This is a genomic window from Mesorhizobium sp. P2_F5, from assembly GCF_056403715.1.
The window spans coordinates 215,503-240,130 of sequence record NZ_JBFUEY010000007.1 but is presented as its reverse complement, the minus strand read 5'-3'; the positions used below and the strand labels follow the sequence as shown (position 1 = coordinate 240,130).

Annotated in this window: 26 protein-coding genes and 1 pseudogene; 10 read left to right on the top strand and 17 right to left on the bottom strand. The window is 63.8% G+C overall.

Translation table 11 applies throughout. The features are described 5' to 3' along the window. The first annotated feature begins 12 nt into the window (after positions 1-12). From AC1DYO_RS12985 to AC1DYO_RS12975, 3 genes are read left to right on the top strand one after another with little or no spacing between them, the layout of a single operon-like run. The gene (locus AC1DYO_RS12985) at positions 13-552 is read left to right on the top strand and encodes an invasion associated locus B family protein (protein ID WP_477263719.1); all 540 of its coding nucleotides are present in this window, start codon (positions 13-15) and stop codon (positions 550-552) included. Positions 553-565: 13 nt separating this feature from the next. Beyond that, entirely contained in the window at positions 566-1,261 is a 696-nt protein-coding gene (locus AC1DYO_RS12980; protein ID WP_477263717.1) for a hypothetical protein, read from the top strand. Beyond that, complete coding sequence (locus AC1DYO_RS12975) at positions 1,258-1,719, top strand: DUF4189 domain-containing protein (RefSeq protein ID WP_477263715.1); 462 nt, start codon at positions 1,258-1,260, stop codon at positions 1,717-1,719. Before AC1DYO_RS12980 ends, AC1DYO_RS12975 begins: the two co-directional genes overlap by 4 nt. 27 nt (positions 1,720-1,746) lie before the next feature. Here the strand turns inward: AC1DYO_RS12975 and AC1DYO_RS12970 are convergent, their stop codons facing one another. The 6 genes and pseudogenes from AC1DYO_RS12970 to AC1DYO_RS12945 all read right to left on the bottom strand — a co-directional run bounded on the left by AC1DYO_RS12970 (position 1,747) and on the right by AC1DYO_RS12945 (position 6,006). Continuing rightward, entirely contained in the window at positions 1,747-2,040 is a 294-nt protein-coding gene (locus AC1DYO_RS12970; protein WP_477263713.1) for a ScoMcrA-related endonuclease, read from the bottom strand. Between the two features lie 80 nt (positions 2,041-2,120). After that, a complete protein-coding gene (locus AC1DYO_RS12965; protein WP_477263883.1) occupies positions 2,121-2,468 on the bottom strand; it encodes a hypothetical protein in 348 nt (115 codons plus the stop codon). Between the two features lie 84 nt (positions 2,469-2,552). Continuing rightward, positions 2,553-3,446: pseudogene (locus tag AC1DYO_RS12960) on the bottom strand (FAD-dependent oxidoreductase); the annotation flags it as partial. A 153-nt stretch (positions 3,447-3,599) separates the two neighbouring features. Continuing rightward, on the bottom strand, positions 3,600-4,370 hold the full coding sequence (locus AC1DYO_RS12955; RefSeq protein WP_477263711.1) for an SDR family oxidoreductase: 771 nt from the start codon (positions 4,368-4,370) through the stop codon (positions 3,600-3,602). A gap of 22 nt (positions 4,371-4,392) precedes the next feature. After that, entirely contained in the window at positions 4,393-5,247 is an 855-nt protein-coding gene (locus tag AC1DYO_RS12950) for an alpha/beta fold hydrolase (RefSeq protein ID WP_477263709.1), read from the bottom strand. A 33-nt stretch (positions 5,248-5,280) separates the two neighbouring features. Beyond that, entirely contained in the window at positions 5,281-6,006 is a 726-nt protein-coding gene (locus tag AC1DYO_RS12945; protein ID WP_477263707.1) for an alpha/beta fold hydrolase, read from the bottom strand. A gap of 157 nt (positions 6,007-6,163) precedes the next feature. Between AC1DYO_RS12945 and AC1DYO_RS12940 the strand changes: the two genes are divergently transcribed. Further along, positions 6,164-6,769, top strand: coding sequence for a CGNR zinc finger domain-containing protein (locus AC1DYO_RS12940; RefSeq protein WP_477263705.1), 606 nt, complete (start codon positions 6,164-6,166; stop codon positions 6,767-6,769). A 39-nt stretch (positions 6,770-6,808) separates the two neighbouring features. Here the strand turns inward: AC1DYO_RS12940 and AC1DYO_RS12935 are convergent, their stop codons facing one another. From AC1DYO_RS12935 to AC1DYO_RS12905, 7 genes are all read right to left on the bottom strand, one after another. Continuing rightward, positions 6,809-7,678 (bottom strand): aldose 1-epimerase, encoded by an 870-nt coding sequence (locus AC1DYO_RS12935; RefSeq protein WP_477263703.1) that lies wholly within the window; start codon positions 7,676-7,678, stop codon positions 6,809-6,811. Between the two features lie 3 nt (positions 7,679-7,681). Further along, the gene (locus AC1DYO_RS12930; RefSeq protein WP_477263701.1) at positions 7,682-8,437 is read right to left on the bottom strand and encodes an SDR family oxidoreductase; all 756 of its coding nucleotides are present in this window, start codon (positions 8,435-8,437) and stop codon (positions 7,682-7,684) included. Between the two features lie 12 nt (positions 8,438-8,449). After that, positions 8,450-9,181: an ATP-binding cassette domain-containing protein gene (locus AC1DYO_RS12925; RefSeq protein WP_477263699.1), complete on the bottom strand. Its 732-nt coding sequence runs from the start codon at positions 9,179-9,181 to the stop codon at positions 8,450-8,452. A gap of 3 nt (positions 9,182-9,184) precedes the next feature. After that, positions 9,185-10,162 carry an ABC transporter permease gene (locus tag AC1DYO_RS12920; protein ID WP_477263697.1) on the bottom strand — a complete coding sequence of 326 codons (978 nt, stop codon included), beginning with the start codon at positions 10,160-10,162 and terminating at the stop codon, positions 9,185-9,187. 80 nt (positions 10,163-10,242) lie between these two features. Beyond that, positions 10,243-11,220: a substrate-binding domain-containing protein gene (locus tag AC1DYO_RS12915; RefSeq protein WP_477263695.1), complete on the bottom strand. Its 978-nt coding sequence runs from the start codon at positions 11,218-11,220 to the stop codon at positions 10,243-10,245. A 23-nt stretch (positions 11,221-11,243) separates the two neighbouring features. Then, positions 11,244-12,446, bottom strand: coding sequence for a mandelate racemase/muconate lactonizing enzyme family protein (locus tag AC1DYO_RS12910; RefSeq protein ID WP_477263693.1), 1,203 nt, complete (start codon positions 12,444-12,446; stop codon positions 11,244-11,246). Between the two features lies 1 nt (position 12,447). Beyond that, positions 12,448-13,167: a FadR/GntR family transcriptional regulator gene (locus AC1DYO_RS12905; RefSeq protein WP_181062131.1), complete on the bottom strand. Its 720-nt coding sequence runs from the start codon at positions 13,165-13,167 to the stop codon at positions 12,448-12,450. A 97-nt stretch (positions 13,168-13,264) separates the two neighbouring features. Between AC1DYO_RS12905 and AC1DYO_RS12900 the strand changes: the two genes are divergently transcribed. Continuing rightward, positions 13,265-14,164 (top strand): SMP-30/gluconolactonase/LRE family protein, encoded by a 900-nt coding sequence (locus tag AC1DYO_RS12900; protein ID WP_477263691.1) that lies wholly within the window; start codon positions 13,265-13,267, stop codon positions 14,162-14,164. A gap of 38 nt (positions 14,165-14,202) precedes the next feature. Here the strand turns inward: AC1DYO_RS12900 and AC1DYO_RS12895 are convergent, their stop codons facing one another. Continuing rightward, on the bottom strand, positions 14,203-15,747 hold the full coding sequence (locus AC1DYO_RS12895) for a helicase HerA-like C-terminal domain-containing protein (protein WP_477263689.1): 1,545 nt from the start codon (positions 15,745-15,747) through the stop codon (positions 14,203-14,205). Between the two features lie 332 nt (positions 15,748-16,079). On the opposite strand from AC1DYO_RS12895, the gene AC1DYO_RS12890 reads away from it, so the two are divergent. From AC1DYO_RS12890 to AC1DYO_RS12875, 4 genes are all read left to right on the top strand, one after another. Beyond that, positions 16,080-17,519, top strand: a complete 1,440-nt coding sequence (locus tag AC1DYO_RS12890; RefSeq protein ID WP_477263687.1) for a methylmalonyl-CoA mutase subunit beta — start codon at positions 16,080-16,082, stop codon at positions 17,517-17,519. Beyond that, positions 17,516-19,636 (top strand): methylmalonyl-CoA mutase, encoded by a 2,121-nt coding sequence (scpA, locus tag AC1DYO_RS12885; protein WP_477263685.1) that lies wholly within the window; start codon positions 17,516-17,518, stop codon positions 19,634-19,636. The genes AC1DYO_RS12890 and scpA overlap by 4 nt, the downstream gene beginning before the upstream one ends. A gap of 75 nt (positions 19,637-19,711) precedes the next feature. Then, positions 19,712-19,933, top strand: coding sequence for an AbrB/MazE/SpoVT family DNA-binding domain-containing protein (locus AC1DYO_RS12880; RefSeq protein ID WP_142866662.1), 222 nt, complete (start codon positions 19,712-19,714; stop codon positions 19,931-19,933). Next, the gene (locus tag AC1DYO_RS12875; protein WP_477263683.1) at positions 19,930-20,319 is read left to right on the top strand and encodes a type II toxin-antitoxin system death-on-curing family toxin; all 390 of its coding nucleotides are present in this window, start codon (positions 19,930-19,932) and stop codon (positions 20,317-20,319) included. The genes AC1DYO_RS12880 and AC1DYO_RS12875 overlap by 4 nt, the downstream gene beginning before the upstream one ends. Here AC1DYO_RS12875 and greA read toward each other — a convergent pair. Further along, positions 20,316-20,789, bottom strand: coding sequence for a transcription elongation factor GreA (gene greA, locus AC1DYO_RS12870; protein WP_477263681.1), 474 nt, complete (start codon positions 20,787-20,789; stop codon positions 20,316-20,318). The two genes, AC1DYO_RS12875 and greA, sit on opposite strands and share 4 nt — an antisense overlap. Positions 20,790-20,927: 138 nt before the next feature. Here greA and AC1DYO_RS12865 point away from each other — a divergent pair, with 138 nt between their 5' ends. Next, entirely contained in the window at positions 20,928-22,283 is a 1,356-nt protein-coding gene (locus AC1DYO_RS12865; RefSeq protein ID WP_477263679.1) for a TIGR03808 family TAT-translocated repetitive protein, read from the top strand. Here the strand turns inward: AC1DYO_RS12865 and AC1DYO_RS12860 are convergent. Together AC1DYO_RS12860 and AC1DYO_RS12855 are read right to left on the bottom strand one after the other, a co-directional pair. After that, positions 22,276-23,280: an asparaginase gene (locus AC1DYO_RS12860; protein WP_477263677.1), complete on the bottom strand. Its 1,005-nt coding sequence runs from the start codon at positions 23,278-23,280 to the stop codon at positions 22,276-22,278. The two genes, AC1DYO_RS12865 and AC1DYO_RS12860, sit on opposite strands and share 8 nt — an antisense overlap. Before the next feature lie 28 nt (positions 23,281-23,308). Beyond that, the gene (locus AC1DYO_RS12855) at positions 23,309-24,475 is read right to left on the bottom strand and encodes an acetyl-CoA acetyltransferase (protein ID WP_477263675.1); all 1,167 of its coding nucleotides are present in this window, start codon (positions 24,473-24,475) and stop codon (positions 23,309-23,311) included. Between the last annotated feature and the right edge of the window lie 153 nt (positions 24,476-24,628).

Sequence of the window (24,628 nt, the reverse complement as noted above, 5' to 3'; positions counted from 1 at the left end):
GTCGCGATATCCATGACATCAATGCTCCTGTCCGGCTCGTTAGCGGCCGGGCAGGAAGCGATCCCTTCCGGCTACAGGGTAAAACCTTCCGACGTCGCGGTGCCCGCGGATGCGAAGCTTGGCGAATATCAGCGGACCACCCGTCCGTTCGAGAACTGGACGCTGATCTGCGACGAGAACCTGAAGGCCCGCCAAAGGGTCTGCAACGTCACCCAGATCATCGAGGACCAGGCAGGACAGGTTGCGTTCAGCTGGTCGCTTGCGGCCACCAAGGAAGGCAATCCCTACATGATCCTGCGCACCCCGCCGGTTGCCAGGAGCGACGCTCCTGTCTTGCTGAGCTTCGAAGGGCGCAAGGAGCCGATAAAAATTCAACTCGACGGATGCAATCAAGCCGTTTGCATCGGCATGCTGCCGGTTGGTCCCATCATGCGCGAACAGATTTCGAAGGACGCGGCATCCACCATCTCCTATCCGACGACCGATGGCAGGACGATCAACGTGACCGCGACCCTCAAGGGCCTTTCCAAGGCGGTTGAAGCGATAAAATGAGCGAGGCATCCCGATGAGCCAGCAATCGATCCATGATCGGATCATGTCCCGCAACCAGAACGTCGATGCTGTTCGGATCGACGTCGGCGATCGGAATAGACGGAAACGAAGCTGGTCGAAAACGGCAGTGCTTGCGCTGTTTGGCATTGCCGTCATCGGCGCTGCCGGGTTCGCCGCCATGCGATACGACCTGGTCCGAACCGTCCTGCCGCAGCCGGCGGTCGCGGAGACCAACGAGCCCGATCCGGCCCTGGCCGACACGCCATTTTTGCAACACGCCAAACAGGCAGGCTTGCAGTCTTGTTCCAACATTTTCCCAGCCCTTGGGCAGATGCTGACGACCGGCACGACGTACAGCGTCCAGTCGATTTGGAACAACGAGGCCCCCGACAAACACGTCGTGGAAGCCCTGGTCGGCATGAACTATGCCACGCAGGACTACAGCGGCCCGGCGGCGGGCCTGGTGTTCGCAGCACCCACCGCATCTGTTTGCGAAGGTACGATGGTCAGGGTGGCGCCATTCGCGGCCAATTGCGCCGATGTTCCGGCCCTGCTTCCGAAAGGCAGCAAGTTTGCCAATAATCTTGGACAAATCAGCGTCTATGAACTGGCCAATGGAGGGGGCAACGCGATGCTTCTGCCCACCGGCAACAGCTGCATCGTCATTTCCGTGGCCTCGGCAGCAGGAAAACAAGGAGGCGTACAATGAGAACCAGACTCTCCATTGCGGCGATCGGCATGCTGTTGGCCTGCGCCGGGCGGCTCGCTGCGGCGGACCTCCCTGCCCCGCCTCCGGCAGAGGAAGAGAGGGGCATCTGGGCGGCGATCGCTTATTCGAACCCTGACGGGAAGCACGGCTTCTTTTGGGGTGCCGACAAGCGTCAGGAGGCGATGGACATCGCCCTCAAGCATTGCCAGAACGCCGGCGGCGACGGCTGTACCGTGGTCAGCGTGTTTCGCAACCATCGCCACTGGAACGACGACGACAACACCGGTTTTCCCTACAATCATTGCGGCGCCCTCGCGGTGGGCGAGAAGACGAGCGGACAATTTGCCAGCTGGGGCGCGGAGACGGCGCAAACACGCCGGCAGGCCGAAGACCTCACGCTGCAGACCTGCGAGCGGACAGGACAGAAATGCAAGATCCGCGAATGGGTGTGTACGTGAGGTCCTCGCGGCAGCTCGGGAGCCACTTCACCCAACCGGTCGTCGCTTTTCGCGGACGGTGAAGCCCAACTGTCCAAGCACTTTTACGGCGCCTGACTTGCCTCCCTCGAAGTCAGCGGAGTGCAGTCGCCGGCCGGTGGCGAATTCATAGGCCGTGCCCAGGATTGCCTTTGGCGGATAGGCGCGTTCTTTCCAAGCCAGCTCATAGGTGGTTGTCGGCGCGAAGCCGTGCTCGGCGAAGAACTGGTCCGGCCCCAGCCGGTCATATTCCTTGATCGCTTGCAGCACATGATCGCGGGTTACGCTGTCCCAGTCTATCATCTGTTCATCCTCCGGGATTCTCTAGACGTTGCATTTCCGATCCCCGCCACGGGAAGAATGCCGCAATCCTCAGCAGCTCCCTATGGTTCGGACTGGGACGGCACGTTGGACAGCAGCGGCCCAAGTCCCTCCGCTATGGTCAGATGCGTGATGACGGCGTCGCGAAGTCTCGGATAAGGCAGGCTCGCCAGCATCGCCGTCTGCACCGCGGCCAAGACTTCGCCGGCCTCGGACCCTATCATGGTGAAGCCGAGAATGCGGTCGTCGTCGCCGGCAACGACAACCTTCATGAACCCTTGCGTCTCGCCGGTCGCGGCAGTGCGCAGCACGTTTTTCATCGGCAGCGTAGCGACGCGCACGATGACGCCCTGCCGTTGCGCCTCGCCTTCGCTTAGCCCGACGCGGGCGAGCGGCGGATCGGTGAACATGGTGTAGGGCACCAGCCGGTCGCGTGTGCCGCGGTTGCCGCCGGCGAGGTTATCCCTGACGATGCGGGAATTGTCGACCGAGACGTGCGTGAATTGCGGGCTGCCGGCGCATTCACCGAGCGCCCAGACATCGGGCGCGCTCGCCTCCAGCCGCTCGTTGGTGCGGATGAACCCTCGCCCATCCAATTCGACGCCGGCCGCTTCAAGACCGATGCCGGCGGTGTTGGGCACGCGCCCCATGGCGGCGAGCAGATGAGTGCCCTCGATTTTCCGCTCGCCGGTTGGCGTGCGCACGGTCACGCTGACGTCTTGCCCCGATCGGCCGCCGACCTCGAGCGGTTCGGCGCCGACAAGGAACTCGATGCCCTCGCCCTCGAGAAGCCGTCGCATTTCTTCGGCGACGTCGCGGTCCTCGCGACCGACAAGCTGGGGTCCGGCCTCGATCACCGTCACGCGGCTGCCGAAGCGGCGATAAGCCTGCGCCAATTCCAGGCCTACATAGCCGCCGCCGAGCACGATCAGGTGCGGCGGCAGGACATCGAGTTCCAGCGCTTCGATATGCGTGAGCGGCTGGGCGGCCTGGAGACCAGGAATGCCGGGGATAGCCGCATGCGAGCCGACATTGATGATGACCTTGCCACCCGTGAGGAGGCGCGTGCCGCCGTCATTCAGGGTTACTTCGACCTGCTTCGGCCCGACGAAACGGCCGCTGCCCATGACCAGCTCGGCGCCGCTGGTACGATAGGCATCGAGGTGAAAGGCTATCTCGCGATCGATCATGTCCTGCTTGCGCCGGCGCACCTTCGCCATGTCGGTCGTCACCGGACCTGTGAGCGTGCCGAATTCGCCGGCATGATGGGCGAGATGTGCCACTCTTGCGCTCCACAGTTCGTTCTTGCTGGGCATGCAGGCGACGGCGGGGCAAGAGCCGCCGACCCAGCGGCGCTCGACGACCGCAACCTTTTCGCCGGAACGGGCAAGGTGCCACGCGAGCTATTTGCCGCCCTGGCCGCTGCCGAGGATCAGCACATCATAATGTTGCGGTCGTGCCATGCGTTTTCTCCGTTCGGTTTGGACAAGTGCCTGGACAAAGGGAAAGCTGGCCGGCTGGCCGGTCGCTTCCTGCCATCGTCAAATAGACTTCACTTCGCCGCCGTCCATGCGCAGCGCCGAGCCGGTCATCCAGCGGGCGCCTGATGAGACCAGGAAGGCCATGAGTTCGGCGATCTCCTCGGGTTCGCCGTAGCGGGCGATGCCGGCTTCCTTGGGGAAATTGGCCGTCGCCTCCTCCACCGTCATGTCGTGCAACGGCGCCCAGTGCTGCAGATAGGATTTTCGGCGCCCGGTCATCACCGGACCGGGCAACACGCTGTTGACCTGCACGCCATCGGCGATGCCGCGATCGGAGAACGCTTTTGCCAAGGCGACGATCGCGGCATTGATCGTTCCGACGGCCGCATAAGGCGCCTTCGGAAACAGCGCCGAATTGCCCGACATCAGGACAACCGCACCCTTGGCCGCCTTGAGCGCAGGCCACGCCGCAATGGTGAGCCGCCTTGCGCCGTGCAGCTTCAGCGCCAGGCCACCTTCCCACTGCTCGTCGGTCATGTCGAACAGATCGATCTGCGGCACCGCACCGGCAATGTTGAGGAGCGCGTCGATGCGGCCGAACGCGGCCATGGTCTGATCGACAATGGCGCTTGCGGCCTGCGGCTCAGCCAGATCGGCATCGATCACCAGCGCCCGTGCACCGGCGGCGCGCACCGCTTCCGACGTTTGCTCAAGATTGGCGCGGTTGCGCGCGACCAAAACAATGGCGGTGAAGTCGCGCGCGAGACGGATGGCGGTGGCCTGGCCGATGCCCTGGCTGGCGCCGGTGACGATGGCGACGGAGTTCGACATTTCGGGAATCCTTCTTCTGATCTCAGCGGGGAAGGAAGTCGCGGATGGCAGCCGCTATCTCGGCAGCGTGCGTTTCCAGCGCGAAATGGCCTGTATCGAAGAAGCGCACGACCGCATCCGGCATGTCGCGCTTGAACGCCTCGGCACCGGGCGGCAGGAAGAACGGATCGTGCTTGCCCCACACGGCGAGGAAGGGCGGCTTATGGGTGCGGAAATAATCCTGGAAGGCCGGATAGAGCGCGACATTGCTCTTGTAGTCGCCAAACAGGTCGAGCTGCACCTCGTCGGCGCCGGGCCGCGCCAGGTGGAAATTGTCGAGCCCGTATCCGTCCGGTGAGACGCGGCCGGCGTCGGGAACGCCGTGCGTGTATTGCCAGATCGTCGCCTCGGGCTTCAGCATTGCGCGCAGGGCTTCGCGATTGGCCGCCGACGGCTCCAGCCAGTAGGCGCGGATCGGATTCCAGCCATCGCTCAGGCCTTCCTCGTAAGCATTGCCGTTCTGCGAGATGATCGCCGTGATCTTTTCCGGGTGCCTGACGGCAAGCCGGAAACCGGTCGGCGCACCGTAGTCGAAGACATAGACGGCGTAACGGTCGAAGCCGACCTTGTCGGTGAAGCGGTCGATCACGTCGGCGATGTTGTCGAACGTGTAGGCGAATTCGCCGCGCGCCGGCATGTCCGACTGGCCGAACCCCGGCAGATCGGGAGCGATGATGTGAAAGCGGTCGGCCAGCAGCGGGATCAGGTCCCGGAACATATGGCTTGAACTCGGGAAGCCGTGCAGCAGCAGAAGCTTCGGAGCGCCTGGCGTGCCGGCCTCGCGGTAGAAGATGTTGAAGCCGTTCACGTCGGCCTTGCGATAGTTGACTACAGTCATTTTTCTCTCCTGCGAAAAAAATCGAATTGGCGGTTATCTCGTCTGAGCCGTTTGGCGCGTGGGTGCGCCGTCCATCGCCTCGCGCGCTGCATCGAGAATGATGTCGACGACGACGCCGGGCGCGGTGACGATCGGCGTGTGATCGAGCGGGTGCGCGCGCACTCGCGCCTTCATTCTCGTCGCCATGAAATGCTGGGTCTCGGCCGGGATCATGTGATCCTCTTCCGCCACCAGGAACCACGATGGCAGGTCCTTCCACAGCGGCCGCTCCATGGCGACACTGATGCAGGCCGGCGAGATCGGCCGCTGAACCGCGGCCAGCACCGCCAGCTCTTCGGCCGAGGCGTTCTGGGCGAAGGCTGTGGCGAAAGCCGCTTCGGGCAGATAGATCAGCCCATGAGCGTCTGGAGCAAGCGCCGGCGCCAGCGCATGCGGCTTGGCGCGGTAGAAGACGTCCGCCACCGTCTCGCCCTCGTCCGGAGCAAGCCCGGCGACATAGACAAGCGCCTTCACCTTGTCGCTACGCGTCGCCGCGATCACGGTTCCAGCGTAGGCGTGTCCGACAAGCATGACCTCGCCAGTCACGCGATCGAGGGTTCGGTCCAGCGCCGAGACATCATCGCCAAACGATGTCAGCGGCAACGGCGCGGCAATCACGTTGAAACCTTTCGCCGCCAGCGGTGCGATGATTTTTGCCCAGCTCGATCCATCGGCCCAGGCGCCATGGACGAGCACAATGCTCATAGGTTGCGAAGACATCGACGCTCTCCTTTTCCTAAAAATAACCTGGTTAACTTCATCTAACCGGTTACCATCGAAATATCTCAACCGCGCGTAACTTGTCAACAAGCCTTAGAACGGTTATCTTCACGAAGACGTGCTCGGGGCCGATGCTGCCGGGACAATTGGAGTTTCGATGCAGCATTCTCCCGCGATGTTTCTCGGCGACGCTCTCGCCATGGATTTCCTGAATTCAATCGCAACGCCCGTCGACACCCCCGTCGACTGGCTCGATGACGGCGAGGGATTGCTGAGCTGGCTGGAGCAGGCCGGGCTGGTACCCGCACAGGCGCTGCAAAGCATTCGAGCCAGGGCCCTCCCCGGCGAGCTAGATGAGATCGCGGATCAGGCGAGGCAGTTGCGCGAATGGTTCCGAGGCTTTGTGCGCGAGCGCAAGGGGCAGACGCTCCCTGCCGATGCGCTGCACGCCCTGGAGCCACTGAACCGGCTGCTCGAACGCGATGAACGGTTCAGCCATATCGTGGCTGGTGGCGATGGCCTCGAACTCCAGACGCTGCGGCGCTGGCGCTCTCCGGAAGCGCTGCTGTTGCCGGTCGCCGAAACGCTGGCGACATTTGTCTGCGAGGAGAGTTTTTCGGATGTGAAGGCCTGCGAGGGGCCAGCCTGCACGCTGCTGTTCGTCGATCACACGCGCGGCCGCAAGCGCCGCTGGTGTAGCATGGCGCTTTGCGGTAACCGCGCCAAACAGGCGGCCCACCGGCAGCGCCTCAAGGCGCACTAGATCAAGGGACGGGGAACGGTTGTGCTGCCTTGTTTGGCATCAACGCGACGCGGTGGAATTCCAGTCAAGCCGCATGTTTGCACTCAGCATAGCGCCGTGCTCAAGCGAGGTCAGCCCTTCGCCGTGATGCGCATCGACGGCATGCGACACCGGCTCGAAGCAGAAGAAATCGGCATCCTGCGACGGCGAATACAGGATGAAGACGTCGAGCGACGGTGAGGCCGTCAGCGAGATGGTGATCCTGTCCTCGGGCCGGGCGATCCTGGCGCGGCGGTCCCAGCCGTCGAAGGCGTTGTTCACCCAGCTGCGCGGCAGCAGGGAGCTGCTCGAGAAATTCCACGCGGGGTAATCGGCCACAGGCGCCACGCCGATCGGCAAATGACGCTTATCCTCCAGCCAGACCCGCGCCGCCTTTGCCTCGAGCGTCGTTGCGGCGCTGCGCGGAAACCACGGATGAAAGCCGAGGCCGTAAGGCAGGCGAATGCCGGCACGATTCTCCACGGTGAGCGTGGCATCCAGCGCCCCGTCATGCAGCGCGTAGGCGACCCGCGCGGTGTATCGGTAGGGACCGATCCCGCCGGCGTCGAGGATCAATTCCGCTTCGGTGGCGCTATAGCCGGCAATCCGCCACTCCCTCTGGAAGCCGTCGCCATGGATCGGAAAGGCCTCTCCCGCCACATTCGGCTCGACGGCGTGGAAGCGGCCGTCGAACTCGAAGCCGCCGCCTGAAATGCGGTTCGACCAGGGAACCAGAACTTGGCAACCGGAAGGGCCGGTGCCATCGCCGGGCCTAAGCAGCGGCACCGATGCGCCGCCGACCAATGCGTCGAAGCGCGCGATCGACGCACCCTTCTCCGGCGCCAGGACAAGACGGGCGTGGTCGTCGCGCAGTTCCAGCAGGCCGGCCATCCCTCACCAACCGCCGTCGATGGCAATGTTCTGCCCGCTGATCATGTCCGAGGCGGGCGATGCGAGGAACAGCACGAGATCGGCGACGTGATGCGGTTCGATGCGCATCTTGAGGCCCTGGTTCTCCAGGATCCAGGCGTTGTACTGCGCCAGCCGATCGCCGAACACACGCGCCTCGGCCTCCGAAACAACCGCTCCGGGCGACACGGCGTTTACCCGGACGCCGTGCGGCCCAAGCTCCCGCGCCAGTGATTTGGTCAGGCCGAGCATCGCGCCCTTCGACGCGACATAGGGAACATAGCCGTCCCAGCGGCCGTTGAGTGTGATGGAGCAGAAGTTGACGATCTTGCCATAGGCCTTCGCCTTCATCGCCGGCGCGCAGGCCCGCGCCAAGGCGAAGGCGGCTGAGGAGTTGACGCGGATCTGATCCTCATATTCGGTCAGCGAGAATTCTTCGAATGGCCGGTTGATGATCAGGGCGGCGTTGTTGATCAAGACGTCGATCCCGCCTTCCCTCGCCGCCAGCGCCGCCACCGTGGCCTCCGCCTCCGCAAGCCGATTGAGGTCGCAGCCGATAAAGGCGACGTTGCCGCCTGCCTCCACGGCGAGCGCGGAGGCAATCCCTGGCCCGTCCTCGCTGTCGGGGCGGTCGAGCACCAGCACGCGCGCGCCGGCCCGCGCCAGCGTCACCGCCTGGGCCCGGCCGAGCGAGCCAAGGCCGCCGGTCAGGAGCACGACGCGATTGGCAAGGACCTTCATTACCGCCGCCTCTCAGAGAACGCTGTGGACTTCATCGATCGACGTCTCTGTGACCCGCTTGTCCAGCACGATTTCGCCGCGCGCCATCGCCACGACGCGGTCGCAACATTCGAAGACATGGTGCATGTTGTGGCTGATGAAGACGCCGGTGATGCCCTGCTCTTTCAGGCCGCGCACGAAGCCGATCACCTTTCTCGTCTCCTTGACGGAGAGATGGTTGGTCGGCTCGTCGAGGATCATCACCTTCGACTTGAAATGCATGGCTCGCGCGATGGCGACGCCCTGCCGCTGGCCGCCGGAAAGCTCGCCAACAAGGGCATCCGGCGAGCGCAAATGCAGGTCGACATTGGCAATTGCGCGGATGCTTTCGCTGGCCATCTTCTTCTGGTCGAGCAAGCCGACGCCGAAGACCGAAAAACGGGTCGGCTCGCGGCCGATGAACAGGTTCCTGGCGATCGACATGGTCGGCACCATGGAATTGTACTGGTAGATCGTCTCGATGCCGAGATCCATCGCGTCGCGCGGTTTGGCGATGCGGACTGTTCTGCCCTCGACCTTGATCTCGCCCTGGTCCGCCGTGTGGACGCCGGAGAGGATGTTGATGAGGGTTGATTTGCCGGCGCCATTGTCGCCGACCAGCCCAAGCGCCTCGCCGCGGGTGAAGTCGAGCGTTACCCCCTTTAGCGCATGGACACCGGAATACCATTTGTGAAGGTTGTGAACGGAGATGATCGCGTCGGCCATCGCTCAGCCCTCCATCTTGATGGCCTTGGCGCGCTTGCGCATCCAGGCATTGGCGACGACGGCGAATATGGTCAGGAAGCCGATGGCGAACTTGAACCAATTGGCGTCGACATGGCTGAGCACGAGACCATTGTCGATGACGCGGATAAGCGTCGTTCCGATGATGCCGCCCATGACGGTGCCGATACCGCCGGCGAGCGAAGCGCCGCCGATGACGGCGGAGGCCACCGCCTGCAGTTCCATACCCTCGCCGATCGAAGGCAAGGGCGAGCCCAACCGCAGCACCTGCAGCATGCCGGCGAAGCCGGAGAGCATCGAACAGAGCATGAAGCAGATGATCTTGACCCTGGCGGTCGGGATGCCCATCGCGGCGGCGGCCGGCGGGAAGCCGCCGGTGGCCTTGATCCAGTTGCCGAAATTGGTGCGCGAAAGCATCAGCGAGGTCAGCAGCGCAATGCCGGCAAACCACAGGAAGGACATGCGGAACATGTTGCCGGGGCCAACGAAGGAGGTGAACAGCCAGTTCGGCAGGTCGGCCGGGAGCAAAGGCGGGAAGCCGCCGGAGACGACGACGGTGAGCGAGCGCGCCATGAACAGCATGCCGAGCGTGGTGATGAAGCTCGGTATGGCGAAGCGAATGGTGATGTAGCCGTTGATGAAGCCGATGCCCGCCGAGACAAGCAGTCCGGCGAGCAGTGCCAGCGGGAACGGAGCGCCGTGCACCATCAGCACCGCCATCGTCATCGGCATCAGCGCGAACACCGATCCGACGGAGAGGTCGAACTCGCCGCTGATCATCAGGATGGTGACGCCGATGGCAACGAGACCGGCCTCCGGCAGGATACCGAGAATGCCGCGCAGATTGTCCTGGTTGAGGAACACGCCATGCGAGCGGATCTGGAACACGACGATCAGCAGCAAGAGCAGGATCAGACCGGCCAGCTCCGGCTTTTCGAGATAGGTCTTGAACAGACGCTTCACGTCAGGCTCCAGGAATTCGAACTTCTGTTGATGCATCGGCGGCGCGAGGCGCCGCCGATGCAAAGCGTCGCGCTGCGCTGTCAGCGCATCCCCTGGGCGGAGAGCGCCATGATCGCGTCGGCCTCGTTCGGCCGCACGATGCCCTGACCGGTGTCGATATCGGAAGGCGCCAGGCCGATCTTCTTGTTGAGATAGGCCTCCATCACCGGCATGAAGCCCTGCATGTAGGGCTGCTGGTCGACCAGCGCCTGCACGTAGCCCTTCTGCATCTGTTGCAGCACCTCGGGCACCAGGTCGAAGCCACCGAGCAGGACCTTGCCTGGCGCTACACCGCGATCCTGCAGCACGCGGGCGACGCCGGCGCACCAGAACCCGGTGTCGAAATAGGCGGTGGTGTCGGCATGGGCGTTGAGATAGGCGCCGACGCGGTCGGAGGTGATGGCAAGATCGGTGCCGCTGTCGATGCGCTCCCACGACACGTCACGGTCGGCATGCGCGGCCTTGTATTCCTCGAGGAACTGCATCACGCCGGCGCCGCGGCTCTCGGACCAGTTCTGGCCGGGTGCTGAGATGCCGACCAGCACCTTGATCGGGCCGTCCTTCGGGAAGCTTTCGGAAATGGCCTTGGCGAGCGAATAGCCCGCCGGCTTGAAGCCCTGGCCGACGAAGGCCTGCCGCGCATTGCCCTTGGCGCCTTCGGTGTCGTCGACATTGACGGCGATCACCAGCACGCCGGCATCGCGCGCCTCCTTGATGACGTCATCGAACGCGTGGTCGTCGACGATCGAGGTCAGCAGCGCGTCGGGCTTGGCGGCAAGGGCAGCGCGCATGTTGGCGACCTGCTGTTCGATCGAACCCTCGGTCTGGGTGAAGACCATGTTGCAGCTGGCCTCGACCTTGGCGCAGCCGTCGTCGAAGCCCTTCTTCACCGCCTGCCAGAAGGTGTTCGATGCCGACGAATGGTGCGTGAAGACAATGTTCAGCCCGTCGGCACGCGCGGCGGTCTGGGCGCCGAAAAGAGCGACGCCAAGCAGAAGTGTTGCAGTCAGTTTTTTCATTTCAATTCCTCCCTTTGGATTTTCTAGATGTCGGTTTTGTCGGAGACGCGGCGCTGGACGGTGTAGGCCTTGCCAAGGTCGGGGTTGAGCGCCAGCCCCAGCCCCGGTCCGGGCGGCACGGTGATCATGCCGTTCTTCACCTCAGGCAGCGCCGTCACCAGGTCTCGGTACCAGGTGCGGTAGAAGGCGCGCACGCTCTCCTGGACCAGCGCGTTGGGCGCATTGAGCGACAGATGCGTCGAGGCCGCGAGCACGACCGGACCGGTGCAGTCATGCGGCGCGACCGGCAGCCGCCAGGTCTCCGCCATCGCGGCGATCTTGCGCGCCTCCGACAGGCCGCCGCACCAGGAGATGTCGAGCATGACGATGCCGGCAGCCCCGGTTTCGAGCAGGTCGCGGAACGCCCAGCGGCTGCCCAGCGTCTCGGAGGCCGAGATCGGCGCCGGGCTGACCGCCTCGTAGCGTTTCAAGTCGCCGAGGCTGTCCATGCGGATCGGGTCCTCGTGCCAGTAGGTGGCGTAAGGTTTCAGAGCGCCGGCGATCTTCATGGCCGGCAGGAGCTGCCACATCGAATGAAACTCGACCATGATGTCGATCTTGTCGCCGACGGCGCGGCGGATCTTCTCGAATGGCTCCAGCGCCGATTTCAGATCGGCCGCCGAAATGTCGTTGCCACGCGTCTTTTCGGCGGCGTGATCGAACGGCCAGATCTTCATGGCGGTGATGCCGTCCTCGAGCAGCTCCTCGGCCAGCTCGCCGGCACGGTTGAGGAAGCCGTTCAGATCATCATAGTCGCGCCCGGCGCCGATGCCGTAATTGGCCGTCGTCTGGCCCTTGGCGTCCTTGATGTATTCGGTGCCGGCACAAGTGTTGTAGGTGCGGATCGAGCGACGGCTGAAGCCGCCCAGAAGCTGTGCGATCGGCTGGCCGGTGACCTTGCCGAAAATGTCCCATAGCGCGATGTCGAAGGCCGAATTGCCGCGCACCTCGGCGCCGCTGGAGCGGAAGCCGAGATAGCCGACCAGGTCGGCGGACAAAAGGTCGATCTCGAGCGGATCGCGGCCGATCACGCGTGGCGCGACATATTCGTGCAGATACGCCTCGACGGTGCGCGACAGGAAGAAGGTCTCGCCGAGCCCGGTTATGCCTTCGTCGGTATGGACCTCGACCCAAAGAAGGTTAGGCCTCTCCTCGATGCGAATGGTCTCGATCGCGGTGATCTTCATGTCAGGCAATTCCTGCATCGAGCAGCGCCTTGACGCTCTTGTCGAAATGTTGCGCCATGTGCTCGACGGCGAGCCGCGGATCGCCCTTGAGGATTGCCTCGGCTATGTCCTCGTGCCCCTTGATCATTTTGAGCTGGTCTTCACTGGAGGAGCGTGTTCGCCAGCCGATCACCCAGGTGCGGCGCGTGACCCCGCTGAAGGCGGTGACGATCAGCGAGAAGACGGGGTTGTGCGAGGCCGCCGCGATCGCCTCGTGAAAGGCGATGTCGTGCTCCATGACGATCTCGGGGTTCTGGAAATTTTCACGCATCAGCCGGGCGGATTGCGCGATCGCGGCGGCTTCCGCCTCGGTGCGGCGGAGCGCCGCGAGCGCCACCGTGCGCATCTCGATCGTGCGCCTGACATCATAGACCTGATGAACGCTGATCTGCTGCGTGGTTATGCCGTGCTCGATCACCATCGACATGGCGCCGGTGTCGAGCTTGGCGACGGTGGCGCGGCGCCCGGCGCTCATGTCGATCAGGCGCATTGCCGAAAGCGATCGGAACGCTTCGCGCACGACGGTTCGCGAGACATTGAGCTGGCGCGTCATGGCCGCTTCGCTTGGCAGCGGATCGCCGGCTGCAAGGCCCTCGGAGCGGATGTGCTGCGTGATCGCCTGGATCGCCGTGCTCACAAGGCCGGGATTCGGCTCAGCCGCTGTCTCCGTCGGATCCTGCATCTCGCTCCCTCAAAACCTGTATGACAGGTTGCTATCTAATTGTTGTTAATTTATCCAAGAGATATGTGTCAAGAGTGTTTCTAACCTGGGGAACCGCATGAACGAGACGAACGCTAGCCTGGCTTTCGATGCGCGCGATGTGGTGGGAGAGAGCCTGATCTGGGACGATCGCCGCAACCGGCTGGTCTGGATCGACATTATCGGCCGCAGGATCCACAGGCTGGATCCGCTGACCTCAGCTCACGAGTCCTGGGAGACGCCCGATCTGGTCACCTCGATCGGACTGTGCGCCGATGGCAGCGCCATTGTCGGCCTCAGGAACGAGATTGCCTTGTGGGATTTCGGCGGGAAGTTCCGAACGATCGCGACGATCGAACCGGACCGGCCCGACATACGGCTGAATGAAGGCGTCGTCGCGCCCGATGGGTCGTTCTGGGTCGGCACGATGGCCAACAATATCGGACCGGATGATGCGCCCATCGCGATCACCCAAGAAGCAGGGCAGCTTTTTCGGGTTGCCCCCGACGGGGCCGTGACGCGGCTGTCCGACGACCGTTTCGGTATCACCAACACCATGGTGTGGACGCAGGACGGCCGCTTCATCACGGCCGACACAATGAAGAACGAACTCTACAGCTATGCTTGGGACAGGGCCGCTTCGCGGCTTGAACACCGGCGCCGGTTTTTCGGCGGGTTCGAGCGAGGCCTGCCCGACGGCTCCTGCATGGATGCCGAAGGCTACATCTGGAACTGCAGGGTCGTGGGCGGCAGCTGCCTTGCCCGCATCGAACCGGGCGGCCAGCTGGATCGGACCATCGAACTGCCCTGCTCGTGGCCGACGAGCTGCGCCTTTGGCGGCGCCGATCTCGATACTCTGTTCGTCACCTCGGCGCGGTTCACGATGACCGCCGAGCACCTTGACGCGCACCCGCATGAGGGCGGCCTCTTTGCGCTCCGGCCGGGGGAGCGAGGCCAATCGAGCAACCGCTTCGGCTAGGCTGTCCGCGATGCGGCAGTCTGGCGGGCTGATACTTTTCACCGTCCCCTGGACAGGCTGCCCAGAATCCCGCGCACGATCGCGCGGCCGACCGACGAGCCGACCGAACGCACCACCGACTTGATCGCGGCTTCGGCAACCGTCTGGCGGCTTGACGGGCGCGGCGCCGGTGCACGGCGTCCGCCTGATTGCGGCGGCGGCGGACCGTCATTGCCGAAGCCCGGAATGGTCCAGCGCGAGCGGCCGCTGTCGGGCTGCTGCGCCTCCGCGTCCTGCACCTCCTTGGCCTTTTTCTGCAGCATTTCGAAGGCCGATTCACGGTCGATGGTCTGGTCGTACTGGCCAGCGACCGGGCTCTGGTCGATCAGCTTGCGGCGCTCGTCCGCCGTGATCGGGCCAAGCCTGGACGACGGCGGCCGGATCAGTGTCCGCTGCACCATGGACGGCACGCCCTTGGCTTCCAGCGTCGAGACCAGCGCCTCGCCGGTGCCAAGCTGGGTGATGGCGGTGGCGCAGTCGAAGTCCGGGTTGGGCCGGAACGTCTCGGCCGCCGTCCTCACCGCCTGCTGCTCACGCGGCGTATAGGCGCGCAGCGCGTGCTGGACGCGATTGCCGAGCTGGGCCAAAACCTTTTCGGGAATATCCAAAGGGTTCTGGGTGACGAAATAGACGCCAACGCCCTTGGAGCGGATCAAGCGAACCACCTGCTCGACGCGGTCGATCAGCACCTTCGGCGCTTCGTCGAAAAGCAGATGCGCCTCGTCGAAGAAGAACACCAGCTTCGGCTTGTCGGGGTCGCCGACCTCGGGCAGTTCTTCGAACAGCTCCGACATCAGCCAGAGCAGGAAGGTGGCGTAGAGCCTGGGGTTCATCATCAGTCTGTCGGCAGCGAGCACGCTGATGGCGCCGCGGCCGTCACGGGTGGTGCGCATGATATCGGCGATGCGCAGTGCCGGCTCGCCGAAGAAATGCGCCGCGCCCTGCTGTTCCAGCACCAGCAGCGTACGCTGAATGGCGCCGACGGAAGGCTTGGTGACATTGCCATAGCGCGAGCTGATTTCCTCGGCGCGCTCGGCAATGCTGGCCAGCAGCGCCTGCAGATCCTTCATGTCGAGCAGCAGCAGGCCGTCCTCGTCGGCGATGCGGAAGGCGATATTCATGATGCCTTCCTGCGCCTCGGAGAGGTTCATCAGCCGCGACAGGAGCAGCGGCCCCATTTCCGAGACGGTGGCACGGATCGGGTGGCCCTGCTCGCCGAACAAATCCCAGAAGATGACCGGGAATTCCTGGAAGTCATAAGGGTCGAGCTTGACCTGTTCGGCCCGCTTGACCAGAAAATCCTGCGCCTTGCCCATCATGGCGATGCCAGACAGGTCGCCCTTGATATCGGCACAGAAGACCGGCACGCCGGCATTGGAAAAACCCTCGGCCAGGATCTGCAGGCTGACCGTCTTTCCGGTGCCGGTGGCGCCGGTGATCAGGCCGTGGCGGTTGCCATATTGCAGCAGCAGCTGTTCGGCGCGCTGATAGCTGTCGTCGGGCTTGCGGCTGGCGCCGAGGAAAATGCTGGTCTCGTCAGCCATAGGTCCGTGTCTCCGCAAACTGATGTGTTAAAGCCAATGGCCTTGCCGCCGGTATAGTCAGGCCATTGCACAGCGACAATGCCATTCATTCAGATTGGCCATTCATCCAGGTTGGGCCAATTGTCCAAATTGGACCAATCCTCGAAACCGGTTTTTGGAGCTTGCGGATTTTGCCGCTGTTTGGCAATCGTTCATGGTTCGTCCACGCAGGCTGACATATGTCAGCCGGATCGAATTGGGTCCCCGCAGGCGCATTGCATTGCGATATCGGACTGGGAACCGTAGACTGGAGTGCTGAGGCTGGTGCGGCCGCATAAGAACGAGGAAAATGGATGGGCGCCGGAGCCTTGAAGGAAGTCGAACCCACAAACGTCGAGCGCCAGCGTTGGCTGGCCTTGGCCGAAAAGGCGCTCGCCGGCGCGTCCTTCGAGGAAAAACTGGTCTCGCACACCGACGATCAGATTCGAATAGAGCCGCTCTACGATCGCGCCGCCGGGGCCGAACCGCTTGTGCGCGCCAACCCCAAATTGCCCTGGATCGTCAGCCAGCGCATCGACGATCCCGATATCGGCCGTGCCAAGGCTCAGGCTCTGGACGACGTCGCGCAGGGCGCAACCGGCCTGTCGCTGGTCTTCGAAGGCGCCCCGAATGCGTTCGGCTATGGCCTGCCGAGAACTGCGCAGGCGCTGGAGACGGTGCTGGACGGCGTGCCGCTCAACCGCACCCAGATCCGCATCGATGCCCATCCGTGGAGCCGCGCCGTGGCCGACTGGCTCGTGGCGTTCCTGAGCAAGCGCCGCTCCGATCCGGCCAAGCTCAACCTCTCCTTCGGCATCGACCCGGCGGCGATCTTTGCCGGAACCGGCCGACTGCGCATGTCGATCGAGGCCTTGCAGGCATCGATGCCGCAATCGCTGGCGCATTTCTTCTCGCTGGGCGTGCCAGGCGTGCTCTTGGAGGCAGACGGACGGGTGTTCCACAATGCCGGCGCCACCGAGGCGCAGGAACTCGGCACCATGCTCGCCTCCGCCGTCTCCTATCTCCGGATGTTCGAGGATGCGCGCCAGCCGCTTGTCTATGCCGCCCCGCATATCGGCTTCGCGCTGAGCGTCGACCAGGACCAGTTCCTGTCCATGGCAAAGGTACGGGCGCTGCGCAGGCTGTGGGCGCGGATACAGGAAACCTGTTCCATCCCCGCATCGACGGCCAACATCCATGCCGAGACGTCGTTCCGCATGATGACGGCGGCAGACCCCGAAACCAACATCCTGCGCACCACCATCGCCAGCTTTGCCGCGGCCGCCGGCGGCGCGGATTCGATCTCCATTCTGCCACACACCATCGCGCATGGGCTGCCGGCCGGCTTTGCCCGCCGCGTCGCCCGCAACGCGCAGCTGGTCATGGCCAATGAGAGCCATATCGACCATGTCGCCGACCCGGCCTTCGGGTCGGGCGCGGTCGAGGCGCTGACCTCAGGCCTCTGCGAAGCGGCGTGGGACGAGCTCCAGAGGATCGAAGCGGAAGGCGGCGTTCTGGTAAGCCTGCAGCAAGGCCATATCCAGTCGCGCGTCAAGGCAGCATCCGAGCGCCGTGCCGAGGCCTATCGGAGCGGCGAACGGGCAATCATCGGCACCACGCTCTACCCGCTGAAAGGCGAAGCTCCGGTCGAGACGCTGGCGGCCGAGCGGCGGCCTCCTTTCACCGAGGGCGTGGCGGTTTGCGAGGCCCTGTTTCCGGTCCGCATCGACCAGTCAATCGGAGCCGCGCCGTGATCCCGGATTTCTCAGAGATCGGCTGGTCGGCGCCACGGCGCGCGCCCGTCGAGGTCAAGGGCCAGCGGCTGACGCCGGAAGGCATTTCCGTCAAACATCTCTACAGCCAAGGCGACCTCAAGGGCCTCACCCATCTCGAGACCTATCCGGGCATGCCGCCTTTCGTGCGCGGCCCCTACCCGACCATGTATGTCCAGCAGCCGTGGACGATCCGGCAATATGCCGGCTTCTCGACGGCGGAAGAATCCAACGCCTTCTACCGGCGCAACCTGGCCGCCGGCCAAAAGGGCCTGTCTGTCGCCTTCGATCTGCCCACCCATCGCGGCTATGACAGCGACCATCCGCGTGTATCAGGCGATGTCGGCATGGCGGGTGTGGCCATCGATTCCATCCTCGACATGCGGCAATTGTTCGACGGCATTCCGCTCGGCGAGATGACGGTTTCGATGACCATGAACGGCGCCGTGTTGCCGATCATGGCGCTCTACATTGTGGCGGCCGAAGAACAGGGTGTTGCGCAGAAGGATTTGGCGGGCACCATTCAGAACGACATTCTGAAGGAGTTCATGGTCCGCAACACCTACATCTATCCGCCGAAGCCCTCGATGCGGATCGTGTCGGACATCTTCTCCTACACCTCCCAGCACATGCCGAAGTTCAACTCGATCTCGATCTCCGGCTATCACATGCAGGAGGCCGGTGCGACGGCGGACCTGGAGCTTGCCTACACCATTGCCGACGGCATCGAATATGCCCGCGCCGGCGTCGCTGCGGGGCTCGACATCGACCGTTTCGCCCCGCGGCTGTCCTTCTTCTGGGCGATCGGCATGAACTTCTTCATGGAGGTCGCCAAGCTCCGCGCCGCTCGGCTTTTGTGGTCGAGCCTGATGCAGAAGAATTTCGCGCCGAAGGACGAGCGCTCGCTGTCGCTGCGCACCCATTCGCAGACGTCCGGCTGGTCGCTGACTGCGCAGGACCCCTACAACAACATCACCCGCACCATGATCGAGGCGATGGCGGCCACGCAGGGACATACCCAGTCGCTGCACACCAATTCCTTCGACGAGGCTATGGCGCTGCCGACCGACCATTCCGCGCGCATCGCTCGAAACACGCAGCTGATCCTGCAAAAGGAATCTGGCACCACCCGCATCATCGATCCGTGGGGCGGCTCGGCCTATCTGGAGCGGCTGACGCATGATCTTGCGGCGCGCGCGCTCGCCCATATCGAAGAGGTCGAGAGCCTTGGCGGAATGGCGGCGGCGACCGAACAGGGCATCCCAAAACTGCGCATCGAAGAGGCAGCGGCGCGCACGCAGGCGCGCATCGATTCCGGCGAACAGATGCTGGTCGGCGTCAACTCGCATCGGCCGGAGAACGACATCGAGGTCGACGTCTTGAAGATCGACAATGCCGAGGTCCGGGCCCGGCAATTGTCGAAGCTGCAGAACCTCAAAGGCACGCGCAATGTCGGCGCGGTCGAGAGCGCGCTCGATGCGCTGACCCGCGCCGCGCAAGGTAATGAAAACCTGCTGGAATTCGCCATCCGCGCCGCGCGCGCCAACGCCACGGTCGGCGAGATCTCGCTGGCGCTGGAAAAGGTCTTTGGCCGTCACGTCGCCTCGGTGCAGACGATCTCAGGCGTCTATCGCAATGCGCTTGGCGACAATCTGACGGTCGACCGGCTGCTGGAGAAGCTCGAAGCCTTCGAGAAGAAGTCCGGCGGCAAGCCGCGCATCCTGGTCGCCAAGATGGGCCAGGACGGCCACGACCGCGGCCAGAAGGTCATCGCCACGGCCTTCGCCGATCTCGGTTTCGACGTTACCGTCGGCGCAATGTTCCAGACGCCGGATGAGATCGCCAAACTAGCGGTCGCGCAGGACGTCCATATCGTCGGCGCATCATCGCTTGCTGCGGGACATCTGACGCTGATCCCCGAACTGCGCGATACGCTGAAGAAACTCGGCCACGCCGACATACTGATCGTCGCCGGCGGCGTCATCCCGCCGCAGGATTACGACGCGGTGCTGCAAGCCGGGGCTGCGGAAATCTTCCCGCCGGGCACGGTTATTCCAGAAGCGGCGGATCGGCTGTTGGATCGGCTGCTGGGGGGCTGACAGGCTTGTTATAATATCCGTTGCAACAGAGCGCCGGTCGCGTTATAATCGGCGTTGCAACAAGGTGCTATTGCCATGAACACGACTATTCGCAAGATCGGCAATTCCGACGGGGTGATCCTGCCGAAGGAGATGCTCGACCGCCTGAACCTGAAGACGGGCGATCAACTTCAGATCGTCGAGACCGACAGGGGCATTGCCCTTGAGCCGGTTGACGACAGTTTCGAGCGGCAGATGGAAGCTGCCCGAAAGGTCATGGACAAATACAAGGTCGCGCTTCAGAAGCTTGCAGAATGAGTTGGGAGTTTCTGACGCGGCGTGCCGTCGAAGCGATGCATGCCGAGCAGTTGCGCCGGCATGGCGGAGCGCAAGGGTTGAGGGACGAAAATGCTCTCGAATCCGCGCTCGCCCGCGCCGTGAACAAGGCCAACTATGGAGACCCTTCGATTGAGGATCTCGCGGCCGCCTATGTCTTCGGCATCGCCAGGAACCATGCTTTTGTCGATGGCAACAAACAGACAGCAATCGTGGCCGCAGGCGCATTCTTGATCGTGAACGGCCGCGCCCTGACAGCCGACAACGGCACGCTTTACGAGTTCGTGATGGCCGTTGCCTCAGGCGATATCGATGAAGCGGGCGCGGCAGCGTTTTTCCGCGATCATGTCGTCAAGTTTGAAGACTAGCTGTCAGACAGCTTGACGATTTCCCATTCCTTGCCGTTGACGCTTGCGACGTCGCCGGCCTTTTTGCCGAACAGGGCAACAGCCATCGGCGAGACGTGGGAAATGCTGCCCTTTGACGGATCGGCCTCGTCCTCGCCGACGATCTTCCAGTGCACCTTCTTGCCGTCATCACTTTCCAGCGTGACGCCCATGCCGAAGCGCACCTGGTCGCTGCCCGGCTCAGGAACGGAGAGCTCGGCACTTTCACGCCGCGCGGTCCAGTAGCGCAGGTCGCGCGACACGACAGCGATGCGCTCGCGATCGGCTTTTCTCTCGGCTTTCGCCAGTATGTCGCGCAGATCGGCCAGATTGTCCTCGATCTGCACCAGTCCACGCTCCGTGACCAGATTGCGGTGCGGGCTGATCGGCCGCTCGCCGATGCCGGCAATGGCGTTTTCGCTGTCTTCCTCGCGGGTAAAAGCTCTGCTCATCGGATAAACTTAGGCCCGCTTCGGCGACTGTACAAGCTACTTGCCGAGCCCGGTCATTGGCCGGACTATGGCCGGGCGAAGACCGCTGCGGCTGGCACGATTCCTGCGGTTGGCCGGAGGATCGCAAGGGATGTGCCAATGGTGAACAGACGAATGCTTCTGAAGGGGACGGCCGGCTTCGCCGTGCTCGGCCTTTCGCTGGGCAAGGCCTCGGCGAAGACGGCTACGCGCGGCTCGATCGACGCCACGGAACTTGGCCTGCAGCCGAACGCGCCGGACGACCAGAGCAAGGCGTTCGCCAAGATGCTTGCCGACGCCAGCGAGCGCAACGCGCCGGTGTTCCTGCCGCCCGGAAATTATGTCGTCTCCAACCTGACCTTGCCCGCCCGTGTCAGGCTTTCCGGCGTGCCCGGAGCCTCGCGCATTCTTTATGGCGGCAACGGTCATTTGCTGACGGCCGAACAGGCCGAGCATATCGAACTCACCGGGCTGGTGTTCGACGGCGCCAACAACTGGCTGACCGATGACGCGCAAGGCCTGCTCGACCTGCGCCGCGTCGCTCATCTCGTCATCGACAATTGCCAGATTACAGGCAGCGGCAAGCACGGACTGGCGCTGGAGCACGCAGCCGGCCGCGTCGAGCGCTCGGAGATTTCGGGGGCTGCGGACGCCGGCATCTACTCGGTCGAAGCCGCCGGTCTGGCGATATCCAACAATACCGTGTCCGACTGCGGCAATGGCGGCATTCTGGTGCACCGCTGGCAGCAGGCCGAAGACGGCACCATCGTCAGCGGCAACCGCGTGCAGCGGATCGGTGCGCGCAGCGGCGGCACCGGCCAGAATGGCAATGGCATCAACGCCTTTCGCGCCGGCAATGTCTCCGTCACGGGTAACATCGTCTCGGACTGCGCCTTCTCGGCGATCCGCGCCAACAGCTCCAGCAATCTGACGATGACCGGCAACACCTGTTCGCGCTCGGGCGAAACCGCGCTCTATTCCGAATTCTCCTTCGAGGGCGCAATCATCGGCAACAACATCGTCGATGGTGCGGCCAACGGCATCTCGATCGTCAATTTCAACGAGGGCGGCCGCATGGGCGTGTGCTCGAACAACATCGTGCGCAACCTCTCGACCACCGGCCCCTACCCCGCCGATGCGCCCGGCTTCGGCGTCGGCATCAGCGTCGAGGCCGACACCACGGTTACAGGCAATGTCGTCGAGAACGCGCCGCTCTACGGCATGCAGATCGGCTGGGGAGCCTACATGCGCAATGTGGTGGCGACCGGCAACATCATCCGTCAGGCCGGAACCGGCATCGCCGTCACCGTGGTCGAGGGGGCTGGAACCGCAATCATCTCAGACAATGTTATCGACGGGGCCAAGAACGGCGCCATCATCGGCCAGCGCTGGGCCGAACCGGCGACCGGCGACCTCGCCAAATCAAGCGATAGCGGCTATGCGCATCTGACGGTTGAACGAAACCGCGTCAGCTGAGCGCCGCCGTCGGGCGCAGCGAGCCAACCTTGGCGCCGATGCGGCTTTCGACCGGCGGATTGGCTTGGTCCAGAAGGTTGGCCGCCAGCGCGTCATCGGCGCTGAGAAGCTTTGCCAGCACCGCCGCGATCATGACCTCGGCGGCGCGGCCAGCGCCATCATCACATTTCAGCGCAATGCCAAGGCCAAGTTCCGGAACGGCGGCGCAATAGACGCCCTCGGCGCCGGTCTTGACGAAGATGCGGCCGGGCGCGGCTTGCATCAGCGCAACGTCGGCCTTGCCGGTGCCGGCGACCAGAAAGGGCTCGGCCATGCAGGCAGACAGCAGACGTTTGGCTGCCTTTGCACGTTGCGGCGCAAAACCCCTGCCCGTCGCCATGCGGGCAAAGCCCAGCGCAAAGCTTTTCAGCGGCACGGCATACGTCGGGATCGAGCAGCCATCGGTTGCCCGGTCATCGACGTCGTGGGCAGCGCCGGTTACCGCCTGCATGGCGTCGCGCACCATCTCCTGAAAGGCGTGGCCTGCCTGGACGTAGCCGCGATGAGCAATGCCAGAATGCACACAGGTGCAGAGAAAGCCGGAATGCTTGCCGGAACAATTGTTGTGCAGCGGATTTGGCGAACCGCCGGCGCGCGCCAGCGCAATTGTCGCGTCATGGCTGGAGGGCCAGTGCGCGCCGCATTCCAGCGCCGACTTGTCGAGGCCGGCCTTGGCCAGCATCGCCTGCGCCAGTTCAACATGCGCGGGTTCGCCGGAATGCGAGGCGCAGGCAAGCGCCAGTTCACGGTCGCCGAAACCGTACGCATCGGCGGTGCCGCTTTCGACCAGCGGCAGCGCCTGGATCGCCTTGACCGCCGAGCGCGGAAACACCGGCCGCGCCGTATCGCCGATCTCCAGGACAGACTTGCCGTCGCCATCGAAGATTGCCACAGCGCCGCGATGGGCGCTCTCGACGATCGCGCCGCGCAAGACTTCGACCAGAACCGGATTTGTCATAAGCTGCCCCGAAAAATACGGGCTGCTTCTACCTGATCCGGTCGAGGATGGAAACGTAGTTGGCGACGGCAGCGCCGCCCATGTTGAAGATGCCGCCGAGTTTTGCGCCCGGCACCTGGATGCCGCCGGCCTCGCCGGTCAATTGCATGGCTGACAGCACATGCATCGACACGCCGGTGGCGCCGATCGGATGGCCCTTAGCCTTCAGCCCGCCAGATGGATTGACCGGCAGCCTGCCGTCCTTGGCCGTTGTGCCGTCCAGCGCCAGCTTGGCGCCCTCGCCCGGCTTGGCCAGGCCCATCGCCTCATATTCGATCAGCTCGGCAATGGTGAAGCAGTCATGCGTCTCGACGAAGGAGAGGTCGTCGAGCGTCACACCTGCCTTTTTCAAGGCCTGGTTCCAAGCCTGCTCGCAGCCTTCGAAAGACAGGATGTCGCGCTTCGACATCGGCAGGAAATCCTGGACATGTTCGTTGGCGCGGAAGGCGACGGCCCGGCGCATCTTCAGCGCCGTCGATGTGTCGGTGAGGACAAGAGCGGCTGCGCCGTCGGAGACCAGCGAACAGTCGGTGCGCTTCAGTGGCCCAGCGACGAAGGGGTTCTTCTCGCTTTCCTGGCGGCAGAACTCGTAGCCGAAATCCTTGCGCATCTGCGCGTACGGATTGTCGACGCCGTTCTTGTGGTTCTTGGCGGCGATCATGGCGAGCGCGTCCGACTGGTCGCCATAGCGTTGGAAGTAGGCCTGCGCGATCTTGCCGAAGACGCCGGCAAAGCCGGCCGGGGTGTCGCCCTCCTCCGGCAGATAGGAGGCCTTGAGCAGGTTCTTGCCGATCTCAGGCCCGGGCGTCGTCGTCATCTGCTCGGCGCCGACCACCAGCACGATGCGGGCGGCATTGGCGTCGATGGCGCGGATGCCTTGCCGGACTGCGGCCGAGCCGGTGGCGCAGGCGTTCTCGACCCGGGTCGCCGGCTTGAAGCGCAGCCGGTCGTCAGCCTGCAACACGAGGCTGGCGGTGAAATCCTGTGGGGAAAAGCCGGCATTGAAATGGCCGAGCACGATCTCGTCGACTTCGTCCGGGCCGATGCCGGCATGGTCGAGCGCGTCGACCGCGACCTTGGTGATCAGGCCTTCCAGCGTCTCGCCTTCCAGCTTGCCGAAGCGCGAATGCGCCCAGCCAACGATGCATGCGGTCATGGCGGTCTCCATCCTTGGCGCCAGCCTAGCATGTGGGCTCATGGCGCAGTTCGCCTTTATTGTTCAAATGTAAACAATCGCTACCGCATCGAAAAGGGCCGCACGCCGACAATCGCTTGGTGCAGGCTGCAATCGAGTCGATTTTTTGTTGAT

Coding starts and splice junctions, on each gene's coding strand:
- AC1DYO_RS12860 (WP_477263677.1), bottom strand. CDS start 23,280: ATGACAAATCCGGTTCTGGTCGAAGTCTTGCGCGGCGCGATCGTCGAG.
- AC1DYO_RS12910 (WP_477263693.1), bottom strand. CDS start 12,446: ATGAAGATCACCGCGATCGAGACCATTCGCATCGAGGAGAGGCCTAAC.
- AC1DYO_RS12880 (WP_142866662.1), top strand. CDS start 19,712: ATGAACACGACTATTCGCAAGATCGGCAATTCCGACGGGGTGATCCTG.
- AC1DYO_RS12915 (WP_477263695.1), bottom strand. CDS start 11,220: ATGAAAAAACTGACTGCAACACTTCTGCTTGGCGTCGCTCTTTTCGGC.
- AC1DYO_RS12905 (WP_181062131.1), bottom strand. CDS start 13,167: ATGCAGGATCCGACGGAGACAGCGGCTGAGCCGAATCCCGGCCTTGTG.
- AC1DYO_RS12950 (WP_477263709.1), bottom strand. CDS start 5,247: ATGACTGTAGTCAACTATCGCAAGGCCGACGTGAACGGCTTCAACATC.
- AC1DYO_RS12900 (WP_477263691.1), top strand. CDS start 13,265: ATGAACGAGACGAACGCTAGCCTGGCTTTCGATGCGCGCGATGTGGTG.
- AC1DYO_RS12895 (WP_477263689.1), bottom strand. CDS start 15,747: ATGGCTGACGAGACCAGCATTTTCCTCGGCGCCAGCCGCAAGCCCGAC.
- AC1DYO_RS12945 (WP_477263707.1), bottom strand. CDS start 6,006: ATGTCTTCGCAACCTATGAGCATTGTGCTCGTCCATGGCGCCTGGGCC.
- AC1DYO_RS12970 (WP_477263713.1), bottom strand. CDS start 2,040: ATGATAGACTGGGACAGCGTAACCCGCGATCATGTGCTGCAAGCGATC.
- AC1DYO_RS12985 (WP_477263719.1), top strand. CDS start 13: ATGACATCAATGCTCCTGTCCGGCTCGTTAGCGGCCGGGCAGGAAGCG.
- AC1DYO_RS12975 (WP_477263715.1), top strand. CDS start 1,258: ATGAGAACCAGACTCTCCATTGCGGCGATCGGCATGCTGTTGGCCTGC.
- greA (WP_477263681.1), bottom strand. CDS start 20,789: ATGAGCAGAGCTTTTACCCGCGAGGAAGACAGCGAAAACGCCATTGCC.
- AC1DYO_RS12940 (WP_477263705.1), top strand. CDS start 6,164: ATGCAGCATTCTCCCGCGATGTTTCTCGGCGACGCTCTCGCCATGGAT.
- AC1DYO_RS12865 (WP_477263679.1), top strand. CDS start 20,928: ATGGTGAACAGACGAATGCTTCTGAAGGGGACGGCCGGCTTCGCCGTG.
- AC1DYO_RS12855 (WP_477263675.1), bottom strand. CDS start 24,475: ATGACCGCATGCATCGTTGGCTGGGCGCATTCGCGCTTCGGCAAGCTG.
- AC1DYO_RS12875 (WP_477263683.1), top strand. CDS start 19,930: ATGAGTTGGGAGTTTCTGACGCGGCGTGCCGTCGAAGCGATGCATGCC.
- AC1DYO_RS12980 (WP_477263717.1), top strand. CDS start 566: ATGAGCCAGCAATCGATCCATGATCGGATCATGTCCCGCAACCAGAAC.
- AC1DYO_RS12955 (WP_477263711.1), bottom strand. CDS start 4,370: ATGTCGAACTCCGTCGCCATCGTCACCGGCGCCAGCCAGGGCATCGGC.
- AC1DYO_RS12890 (WP_477263687.1), top strand. CDS start 16,080: ATGGGCGCCGGAGCCTTGAAGGAAGTCGAACCCACAAACGTCGAGCGC.
- AC1DYO_RS12925 (WP_477263699.1), bottom strand. CDS start 9,181: ATGGCCGACGCGATCATCTCCGTTCACAACCTTCACAAATGGTATTCC.
- AC1DYO_RS12935 (WP_477263703.1), bottom strand. CDS start 7,678: ATGGCCGGCCTGCTGGAACTGCGCGACGACCACGCCCGTCTTGTCCTG.
- AC1DYO_RS12965 (WP_477263883.1), bottom strand. CDS start 2,468: ATGTTCACCGATCCGCCGCTCGCCCGCGTCGGGCTAAGCGAAGGCGAG.
- AC1DYO_RS12930 (WP_477263701.1), bottom strand. CDS start 8,437: ATGAAGGTCCTTGCCAATCGCGTCGTGCTCCTGACCGGCGGCCTTGGC.